General features: G+C 40.7%; 2 protein-coding genes and 2 rRNA genes (2 of these 4 only partly in view). 1 reads left to right on the top strand and 3 read right to left on the bottom strand.

All coding sequences use genetic code 11. From position 1 onward, the window contains the following. Positions 1-3 carry the end of a sulfotransferase family 2 domain-containing protein gene (locus tag F0362_RS01675; RefSeq protein WP_000460467.1) on the top strand. 789 nt of this gene lie to the left of the window's left edge, so only the last 3 of its 792 coding nucleotides appear in the window; its start codon lies off the left edge, out of view; it ends in the stop codon at positions 1-3. A gap of 105 nt (positions 4-108) precedes the next feature. On the opposite strand, the gene F0362_RS01670 is transcribed toward F0362_RS01675, so the two are convergent. The 3 genes from F0362_RS01670 to F0362_RS01660 form a co-directional block, all read right to left on the bottom strand. Further along, positions 109-1014 (bottom strand): DMT family transporter, encoded by a 906-nt coding sequence (locus F0362_RS01670; RefSeq protein ID WP_000658279.1) that lies wholly within the window; start codon positions 1012-1014, stop codon positions 109-111. Positions 1015-1326: 312 nt separating this feature from the next. Beyond that, a 5S ribosomal RNA gene (gene rrf, locus F0362_RS01665) occupies positions 1327-1442 on the bottom strand. A 49-nt stretch (positions 1443-1491) separates the two neighbouring features. Beyond that, positions 1492-2500: ribosomal RNA gene (locus F0362_RS01660) — 23S ribosomal RNA — on the bottom strand; it runs 1913 nt beyond the window's last position.

Here is a 2500-nt window from a genome sequence, read left to right as displayed (position 1 = left end):
TAATTTCAGTCTATTTTCTTTGCTAAATATAAAAAGATACCTCATATATATAAGGTATCTTTTTAACATTTTTAATTATATAAAACATACTGTTTAACAGTCCCGACTCTACACCTTATTACCTTTTAATAGATTACGTATTTTTTGCTTATCCGCCCATCCTACTCCAATTAAAACTAGACTTGCCCCCATTATTACCCTCCATGTCAGAGATTCATTTAATAGGATAATTGAAGTAACAATGCTTATTAACGGTAATGCATTTAAATATAATCCACTTACTGATGCAGAAACTCTCTCTAGCGCTTTATTCCAGAACCAATATGCTAAAATTGTTGCTCCAATAACAAGGTACATTACACTAAATCCCGTTTTCCAAGTTTCAATCTTTGGGAAACCGTAATAAAGAATTTCTACCAAGGCAAACGGCAATAGAATAACAGCTCCGATAATTAAAGTTAATGTGGTAAATACCTCATTTGATAAATACTGTTCTTGTTTTGGTCGTTTTAACAAAACTGTGTAGAAAGCAAATAGAAAAGTGCTCAATAATATAAGTACATCTCCTATTAAAGATACTTCTTGATCAACACCTTTAGATGGAATCGTAATAAAGAGTACTCCTATAGCCCCCAATATAATTCCTATCCAATAATTCAACCGAATTTTCTCTTTCAAAAAGAATGCTGAAAATAGAATTGTAACTAATGGTAATGCAGCATCTATGATACTAACATGTAATCCACTTGTTAAAGAAATGCCGTAGGATGTAAACATAAAATATCCAGCTACACCGGTAAAAGCTAACAAACTCATTCTTTTCCATGGAACTTTTTTATGTACAACTGATTTTTGTAGTTGTTTAAATGAGAATAGCATACAAATTCCACCCGCAAAGAAAAGACGAATAAACAACAAAGTAAACGGTTGAATAGATTCTAACGCCCATTTCGTTGGCGCAATGGCTGTCCCCCATAATATAACAGCCACTAATAACATGCATATTTCTTTCATAATCCCCCACACCCATCAAAAATATATGTTAACTACCTTAATTATAGATTCAGCCTTATGTAAAACCCTAAAAAAACAAAGAGGTTATGTAAGAGTAAAAATTTTTTTGTTCATTTTACAACTAAATTCATGCAAAAGGTAATTCTTACCTTTAATTTACATTTAAATATATTACTTTATAACCTTCTTATCACTTTATATCGTTTCTATTTTATCTTTTTTCTTCTTTAGGACTATTAAAATTATAGATTATAACAGCTGATAAATAAAAATAAACATAAAAAAACCTAAGTCGAATCGACTTAGGTTTTTGCTTGGCGACGTCCTACTCTCACAGGGACAAGGTCCCAACTACCATCGGCGCTAGAGAGCTTAACTTCCGTGTTCGGTATGGGAACGGGTGTGACCTCTCTGCCATCATCACCAAACTATGAAGGCATATTCCTTCAAAACTAGATAACATTTGCTTCATATTATATGGTTAAGTCCTCGATCTATTAGTATTCGTCAGCTCCACATGTCACCATGCTTCCACCTCGAACCTATCAACCTGATCATCTTTCAGGGATCTTACTAGCTTACGCTATGGGAAATCTCATCTTGAGGGGGGCTTCATGCTTAGATGCTTTCAGCACTTATCCCTTCCGCACATAGCTACCCAGCTATGCCCTTGGCAGAACAACTGGTACACCAGCGGTGCGTCCATCCCGGTCCTCTCGTACTAAGGACAGCTCCTCTCAAATTTCCTACGCCCACGACGGATAGGGACCGAACTGTCTCACGACGTTCTGAACCCAGCTCGCGTACCGCTTTAATGGGCGAACAGCCCAACCCTTGGGACCGACTACAGCCCCAGGATGCGATGAGCCGACATCGAGGTGCCAAACCTCCCCGTCGATGTGGACTCTTGGGGGAGATAAGCCTGTTATCCCCGGGGTAGCTTTTATCCGTTGAGCGATGGCCCTTCCATGCGGAACCACCGGATCACTAAGCCCGACTTTCGTCCCTGCTCGACTTGTAGGTCTCGCAGTCAAGCTCCCTTATGCCTTTGCACTCTACGAATGATTTCCAACCATTCTGAGGGAACCTTTGGGCGCCTCCGTTACACTTTAGGAGGCGACCGCCCCAGTCAAACTGCCCACCTGACACTGTCTCCCGGGTCGATAAGACCCGTAGGTTAGAATTTCAATACAGTCAGGGCGGTATCCCACCAGCGCCTCCACCGAAGCTAGCGCTCCGGTTTCAATGGCTCCCGCCTATCCTGTACAAACTGTACCAAAATTCAATATCAGGCTACAGTAAAGCTCCACGGGGTCTTTCCGTCCTGTCGCGGGTAACCTGCATCTTCACAGGTACTATAATTTCACCGAGTCTCTGGTTGAGACAGTGCCCAAATCGTTACACCTTTCGTGCGGGTCGGAACTTACCCGACAAGGAATTTCGCTACCTTAGGACCGTTATAGTTACGGCCGCCGTTTACTGGGGC

Origin of the sequence: Bacillus sp. BS98 (genome assembly GCF_008432245.1) — a bacterium.
Taxonomy (GTDB): Bacteria; Bacillota; Bacilli; order Bacillales; family Bacillaceae_G; genus Bacillus_A; species Bacillus_A toyonensis.
This window is presented reverse-complemented; position numbering and strand designations above follow the sequence as displayed.

Coding starts and splice junctions, on each gene's coding strand:
- F0362_RS01670 (WP_000658279.1), bottom strand. CDS start 1,014: ATGAAAGAAATATGCATGTTATTAGTGGCTGTTATATTATGGGGGACA.